Source organism: Bartonella sp. PS17NMGDW, from assembly GCF_042193555.1.
GTDB lineage: Bacteria > Pseudomonadota > Alphaproteobacteria > Rhizobiales > Rhizobiaceae > Bartonella > Bartonella grahamii.
Map to the genome: position 1 here is coordinate 1 of NZ_JBHILY010000027.1, position 6,904 is coordinate 6,904.

Below are 6,904 nucleotides of genomic sequence, written 5' to 3' on the forward strand. Positions count from 1 at the left end.
GAATACAAGATAAAACTGGAGCGAATGCAAGTTGCGCTAGCAAAAGAAAAGATTGCTCTGGAAAAGTTACGCGAAACAACTGTCGATCGTGAAGAAGTGAGAAAAGAAGCATGGAACTTTGGAAGAGCGCATCGAGATACAATGCTCAATTTTGCCTATCGCTTTGGTACTGAAATTGCGGCGCAAGTAGGATGTGATGCTGCGAGCCTTATTGGAGCTATCGATCATCATATGCGCAAAGCTTTAATGGAAAATGTCGTCCCTGTTTCTTTTCACGATCCCAACATTTTAGAAGAGAATCCAGAACATGATAAGTAGTGATGCTTCGCCCTCATCCTCTGGTGCTGGGCTCTTTTTTTGCTATGCGAATGAAGGACGCCGTCCTGACCCGCCTTATACTGTTTCCCAGTGGGCTGATAAAAATCGTTATTTGAGCACAGTTACGAGTGCTGAGCCTGGATTATGGAGGACTATACGTACCCCCTATTTACGAGAGATCATGGATAATCTTTCTGTTTATGATCCGACTGAAACAACGGTTGTGATGAAGGGGGCTCAGATTGGAATGTCGGAAGCAGCATTGAACTTTTGTGGTTATGCCATTCATCATAGTCCAGGACCTGCCCTTTATGTGATGCCGACAGTTGAGACCGCTAAGAAACTGTCAAAGTCTCGTCTTGATCCGATGATTTCAGCTAGCCCTGCTTTAAGTGAACGCATTGCTCCTGCTCGTGCACGAGACAGTGGAAATACAATGTTTTCAAAGGAATTTTATGGGGGAACATTGATGATTACAGGAGCAAATAGTGCTGCTGGATTGCGTTCTTCTCCTATTCGCTATTTGGTTTTGGATGAAGTCGATGCTTACCCATTGAATGTCGATAATGAAGGCGATCCTGTAACAATTGCTGAAAAACGAACCTCTGCTTTTATTCAACGTAAAATTTTTAAATTGTCCACGCCGACACACCGTGACACAAGCCGTATCGCCAAGGATTTTGTGCTAGGAGACCAGCGATATTACAACGTGCCTTGTGATGCATGTGGTGTTCTACAGCCCATTGTTTGGTCACAAATCAAGTGGCCAAAAGGCGCCCCCGAAAAAGCTGTGTTTGTTTGTGCCCATTGTGGTCATGAACATGCCGAACATCGTAAGTCCACCTTAATGGCAGAAGAAAACGGTGCTTGCTGGATCGCAACACAGGAGTCAAGTAAGCCTCGTCTACGTTCTTACCATATTTCAGCGCTTTATTCGCCATGGCTGACTTGGGGCGATTGTGCGCGCGAATTTTTAAGAGCCAAAGAAGACCCTGCTCTTTTGCAAGTTTTTATTAATACAGTTCTTGGAGAGCCATGGGAAGACAGAACAGGCGAAGTTGTTGATCCTGATAGCCTCTATGCAAAACGCGAAGATTATCCATTGGCACCAGAACAAGCCGTGTTGTTAACAGCGGGTATTGATGTGCAAAATGACCGCTTGGAACTTGAAGTGGTTGGATGGGGACGCAGTGAAGAAAGCTGGCATATTGATTATCACGTCATTCCTGGTGATCCCTCTTCTTTTGAAGTATGGGACCAATTGGATGAATATCTTACAAGACGCTGGCCGCATCTAGGTTACAAAGACGGCATCAAGATAACGGCTGCTTGTATTGATACCGGTGGTGGACATACACAGGCAGTTTATAATTATGTTCGCCCGCGTGAGGGGCGACGTATCTGGGGGATTAAGGGACAAGCGGGATGGCGTGCGGTATGGCCACGCCGCCCAAGTAGAAACAACAAAGGACAGATCAATCTCTATATTGTTGGTGTTGACGCAGCAAAAGATATTATCACGGCACGGTTTAAAAAATCCGGTCCTGAAGCATCGGGTGCTGGTGCAACACACTTTCACAAAAGCCTTGATCGGGAATATTTTGACCAGCTAACCGCTGAAAGAAAAGTCATCAAATATTTTAAAGGCTTCAAGCGCATTGAATGGCAAAAAAGCGAAAAGGCAAGAAATGAAGCCTTGGACTGTAGGGTCTATGCTTATGCTGCTTTACAAGGTCTGATTTCGGCAGGAATAAACCTTAATCGAGAAGTCGATATCTTAGAAGAGCGTCTGGAAAAACTTAAAATTGAGGGCTCTTTAGAGCAGCCAACACCAAGACATGCCCCCTCTCCTGCTCCAAAAAGATCTCAGACAGCACAGCCTCAAAAGAAGCCATTCAGAACAATGATGAATCCTTATATGCGAGGGGATTGGAGGTAATTTGTGGGTGAAACTTTAGAACCAATTAACAGCAAAATTGACAGACTTGAAAACTTAAAAAGGCGGCGTGAGCAAATTGAAGAAGCTCTTTATTCGGGAGCACAATCGGTGCGCCATGGCGATAAGCAAGTAAGCAACCGTTCTGTTGAGGAACTGCGCAGAGCGCTTGAGATGCTGAACACACAAATAGCCAACCTTGAAGGACGCAAGCGTTCACGCGTTTTCTATTTTAATATATCACGAGGCTATTAATGGCTGGTTTTTTCAATAAACTCACGGGCTTTTTTACAATTTCTCGTCAACACAATCCCCATTTTGAAGCGGCAAGCAAAAGCCGCCGTATGGGTGGTTTTGACCCCGCAAAAAAACATATTAATAAAGCCATTGAGGAATGCGGTGATACCATTGTTGCCCGTTCAAGATGGCTTTATGACAATGAAGCTCTTTATGGTTCTGCAACGGAGGAATGGGTCTCTGCGGCTGTAAGTGATGGGATTAAACCTTATCCTCGTATTGAAGGCTTTCAAGAAGAAAAGAAAAAGCTTTTAGACTTATGGTGGCAATGGGTTGATGAAGCCGATTATGATGAAGATACCAGCTTTTATGGGCTGCAAGCAACCATTGCACGAGAGGTCTTTTTAACCGGAGAGTGCTTTGTAAGATTGCATTATGTTGATCTCTACGGACGCTCTGGTGTACCGCTTCAATTACAAGTTTATCCCACGGAAATGTTGGACCTTTCCTACAATGGACCTGCTGAGATTGAAGGCAATTACATTCGTATGGGAATTGAATTTAATGCCAGTGGCAAGCGTGTTGCTTATCATTTCTGGGAACATCACCCCTATGATGATGTCCCTGCAAATATGGCATTTGAGAGCCAAGAGCGCGTGCGTGTCCCCGCTGAAATGGTCCTGCACATCAAAGAGCGCCGTATTGCCGGACAATTGCGCGGTTCTCCCAAAATAACGCGCTGTATGACAAAGATCTTTCAACTGGAATCCTATGACGACGCAGAACTCGATAGAAAAAGGACGGCGGCTCTTTTTGCGGTGTTTATTACAGGGAAGGAATCTCATGATGCGGCATTAGAGGAAAATCGTGAACAAACGACGCCCCCAAAGAAGACTGAAGAGGCACCTGACGTGGATAAAATTTATCCTGGATCGGTCAACATGGTGGATGGCGAAAAACAAATTACATTTTCAACCCCTGTTGAAGTTGGTGGTTCTTATGAGGCTTTTCAGTATCGTAATATTTTAAAGATTTGTTCTGCTCTTAATATGCCTTATGCCGTTGTGACTGGAGACGTTACGCGCGGCAATTTTTCAAATGTGCGTACCTCTATCATTCAGTTTAGACGGCACGTCAAACAATGGCGTGAACATATCATTGCCTTTCAGTTTAATCGCATTATATGGGAGCGTTTTGTTGAAATGGCAGTGCTTGTCAAATGCGTCAATTTGCCAGGGTGGGAAGAAAATCCCTTGCCATGGCTTCAATGTGAAAGCTTTGCGCCCCCGCTTGAAATGATTGATCCAAACAAGGATATCTCAGCGGAAAAAGAAGAAATCCGTGCAGGCTTGAAAACACGACGCATGGCACTTGCCGAGCGCGGCTTTGATATCGACAGCATTCATGCCGAACTGCAAGAAGAGCACACAGATGCTCGTGCGCGCGGCTTATCTTTTGACACGGATATGGCAGCGCCCTCTGGTAGCAATCAAGTAATTGATACCGCAGATTCAGAAGCTTCTGAAACTTATGAAAGTAACCAAGGCAGTGAGGCACATACAAATGGTGAATAATCTCGACATGCCGTTTTTGGCATCACGGCTTTTTGGTGTTCCTCATATGCTTGCATCGACAAAGCTTGATATCATTTTGAATGCTCTTGCGCCGCGTCTTTTTGAGGGAGAAAAGTTTCCCCCTAAGGCTTTTGCGCAAGGGGATACGGAAGCTTTAAGACCACCAGAAACTTACGTGGTGCAAAACAATGTTGCTATCCTACCAGTTCATGGCACGCTTGTGCGCCGTGGTGCATGGCTTGGGGCTTTATCGGGGCTAACCTCTTATGAAGGTTTAAGGGCTTCTTTTCGTGAAGCCATTGCACAACCTGATGTTCGCGCTGTCTTACTTGATATTGACAGCGGCGGTGGAGAAGCCGGTGGTGTCTTTGATTTGGTTGAAGAGTTTCAAACACTCTCAAAACAATACAATAAACCCATTTGGGCACATGCCAATGAGTTTGCCTGTTCTGCAGCTTATGCCATTGCCTGCTCTGCTTCTCAAATATGGGTAGCTCGCACGGGTGTTGTGGGCTCGATTGGGGTTGTTTGCGCCCATCTTGACCAGTCCCGTGCAGATGAAAAACACGGGCATAAATGGACCTTTGTCTTTGAAGGTGATCACAAAGTTCATGGCAATCCTCATGAACCCTTGAGCGATACAGCACAGATAAAAATGCAAGCCGATTGCGCCCTGCTCTACGAGATGTTTGTTGATTTGGTGGCGCAAAACAGACGCTTAAATGCTGATGCAATTCGTGACACAAAAGCAGAAACTTTTATAGGCAACCAAGCGATCACGCTTGGATTAGCAGATGCGCAGGGGACCCTTGCGCAAGCTTTGGAAGCCTTAACGGATTCCATATCACAAAACCCAACATCAACAGAAAAAGAAGGACAAAACACATGGCACGCACACAATACCGCGCTGAAGAAGAGGATGACGAAAAGATCGTCGACATCATCAATGACGAGGAAGAGGACGAAGACTATAGTGACGTCGACAAAAACGCCGAAGACTTCGACGATGAAGAAGAAAACGAAGATGAGGATGAAGACAATGAAAACAAGCGCGAAGATATGAAAGCCGTGCTTGAAAAAGAAAGAAAGCGCGCAAAAGCACTAACAACCCTTGAAAGGCAAGCAAAGCACTTAGGCGTTTCTTTTGACGCAGCAAAAGCTATTCAAAACGGTATGAGTCTCGAGAAAGCACGCCAATGTGTGTTGACAGCAGCTAGCTCTCAAAGCGCGTCTTTAAAAGTCTCGCCTTATACCCCTCATAGTGATGGGACGAGCAAGGCAAAGATTCACGCAAAATGGGAAGCAGCTTGGAGGGCAGTGAAATGACGAATATTATTTATGACGACGTACGCAATGGCGCTTATCTTGGACCCTACGACCCCGATATGTCAAACGAAGAAGTGGTGTTTGCATCAGGAGCATTCATTGAAGCAGGAACTGTCATGGGGAAGATAACCGCAACGGAACACTATGTCCCCCTTAATCCAGCAGCATCAGATGGCAGTCAAACACCGGCAGGGATTTCTTTTGCCACTATTGACGCAACAGGCGCCGATCAACGCGCCGTGATTACAGTACGCTTATGCACTGTAAAAGCTTCTGAACTGCTATGGCCAGATGCCATCACGGATGAGCAAAAGAAAGCAGCCATTCAGTCTTTAGAAGACAAAAACAACATTCTATTGCGATAGGAGAATGCGCACATGGATATGAACTTTTTTAAACATGATGCTTTCTCAAGCATCACAATGATGAAAGCCATCGAAAACTATGAGTTTCAACCGGGGCTTATTAGTTCTCTTGATCTTTTTGAGGAAGTGGAAACAAGCACCACAGTGGTTGGTATTGAACGGCGTGATAATACATTTTCGCTTATTCAAACCAGTGAACGCGGGGCACCTTTGGCAGAAGGTGATAGAGAGGGTCGTAATCTTCGGTTTTTCAAAACAACACGGATTGCCAAAAGTGATACGGTGAAATCAGAAGAAATCCAAAACCGGCGTGAATTTGGCGCAGAAGATCAGTTAGAGACAGCAATGAAATATATTGCCAAAAAACAAAAGAAACTGATTTCTGAAATTGAATTGACATGGGAGAATATGCAACTCGGCGCCGTTCAAGGCGTTGTTCTTGATGCTGATGGCTCCGTGATTGTCGATTGGTACAAAGAATGGGAAATCACACCACCAAAGCCCATTGACTTTAAACTGAATACAGAAACAACCAATGTTGCTGACCATGTTGACCAAGTCATTATGAGGATGATTGAGGCTTCAAAAGGAGCATTTTCTGATCGTTCACGGATTATTGGGCTTTGTGGAAATGAATTCTTTTCCAAGTTGAAAAACCATAAAACAATTCGTGAAACTTATCTCAACACAGCCTTAGCACAGACACTCAATAGCGCCGGAGGTATTGCAACACCAAGCGCTCTTGGCTCGGGCAGCTTTGGCAGTTTTGACTTTGCAGGTGTCACTTTCATTAATTACCGGAGTATTCACAACTATAATATAAGTGCGAAGGCTGGAACAAAGCGCGCCATAGGCATTAAGCCTGATGAATGTCAATTCTTTCCTGTTGATGCGCCTGGTGTCTTCCAAAAAACCTTTGCACCAGGTGAAAGCTTGGATTTTGCCAACACCGTTGGAAAGCCTCTCTACACCATGTTGATCATTGATCACGACCGTAATGCATGGGTAAAACCGGAGGTCTACAGCTATCCGCTTTACATTTGCACACGCCCTGAAATGCTGTTTAAAGCCGTGATTGGAGCGAAATAACATGCGATGGCACGGGCTGCTAAACCAAATGGTTAAAGATGTGCGCAACACTTTTGGGC

Annotated in this window: 7 protein-coding genes and 1 pseudogene; all 8 read left to right on the forward strand. The window is 45.0% G+C overall.

The genetic code is table 11. The features are described from left to right. A pseudogene (locus ACFIJK_RS08455) lies at positions 1-318 on the forward strand (hypothetical protein); the annotation flags it as partial. Next, complete coding sequence (locus ACFIJK_RS08460) at positions 308-2,257, forward strand: phage terminase large subunit family protein (protein WP_375627488.1); 1,950 nt, start codon at positions 308-310, stop codon at positions 2,255-2,257. The pseudogene ACFIJK_RS08455 and the gene ACFIJK_RS08460, both read left to right, overlap by 11 nt. Positions 2,258-2,260: 3 nt before the next feature. Further along, the gene (locus ACFIJK_RS08465) at positions 2,261-2,509 is read left to right on the forward strand and encodes a phage head-tail joining protein (protein ID WP_375627489.1); all 249 of its coding nucleotides are present in this window, start codon (positions 2,261-2,263) and stop codon (positions 2,507-2,509) included. Continuing rightward, positions 2,509-4,065 carry a phage portal protein gene (locus tag ACFIJK_RS08470; protein ID WP_375627490.1) on the forward strand — a complete coding sequence of 519 codons (1,557 nt, stop codon included), beginning with the start codon at positions 2,509-2,511 and terminating at the stop codon, positions 4,063-4,065. The genes ACFIJK_RS08465 and ACFIJK_RS08470 overlap by 1 nt, the downstream gene beginning before the upstream one ends. Then, complete coding sequence (locus ACFIJK_RS08475; RefSeq protein WP_375627491.1) at positions 4,055-5,128, forward strand: S49 family peptidase; 1,074 nt, start codon at positions 4,055-4,057, stop codon at positions 5,126-5,128. Before ACFIJK_RS08470 ends, ACFIJK_RS08475 begins: the two co-directional genes overlap by 11 nt. Beyond that, on the forward strand, positions 5,125-5,391 hold the full coding sequence (locus ACFIJK_RS08480) for a hypothetical protein (RefSeq protein WP_041581352.1): 267 nt from the start codon (positions 5,125-5,127) through the stop codon (positions 5,389-5,391). Before ACFIJK_RS08475 ends, ACFIJK_RS08480 begins: the two co-directional genes overlap by 4 nt. Then, complete coding sequence (locus ACFIJK_RS08485; protein ID WP_375627492.1) at positions 5,388-5,756, forward strand: head decoration protein; 369 nt, start codon at positions 5,388-5,390, stop codon at positions 5,754-5,756. The genes ACFIJK_RS08480 and ACFIJK_RS08485 overlap by 4 nt, the downstream gene beginning before the upstream one ends. Before the next feature lie 12 nt (positions 5,757-5,768). After that, a complete protein-coding gene (locus ACFIJK_RS08490) occupies positions 5,769-6,845 on the forward strand; it encodes a major capsid protein (protein WP_375627493.1) in 1,077 nt (358 codons plus the stop codon). Positions 6,846-6,904 lie beyond the last annotated feature (59 nt).

Excerpts from the sequence above, each read along its gene's own strand:
- ACFIJK_RS08460 (WP_375627488.1), top strand. The coding sequence starts at position 308 with ATGATAAGTAGTGATGCTTCGCCCTCATCCTCTGGTGCTGGGCTCTTT.
- ACFIJK_RS08470 (WP_375627490.1), top strand. The coding sequence starts at position 2,509 with ATGGCTGGTTTTTTCAATAAACTCACGGGCTTTTTTACAATTTCTCGT.
- ACFIJK_RS08475 (WP_375627491.1), top strand. The coding sequence starts at position 4,055 with ATGGTGAATAATCTCGACATGCCGTTTTTGGCATCACGGCTTTTTGGT.
- ACFIJK_RS08480 (WP_041581352.1), top strand. The coding sequence starts at position 5,125 with ATGAAAGCCGTGCTTGAAAAAGAAAGAAAGCGCGCAAAAGCACTAACA.
- ACFIJK_RS08485 (WP_375627492.1), top strand. The coding sequence starts at position 5,388 with ATGACGAATATTATTTATGACGACGTACGCAATGGCGCTTATCTTGGA.
- ACFIJK_RS08490 (WP_375627493.1), top strand. The coding sequence starts at position 5,769 with ATGGATATGAACTTTTTTAAACATGATGCTTTCTCAAGCATCACAATG.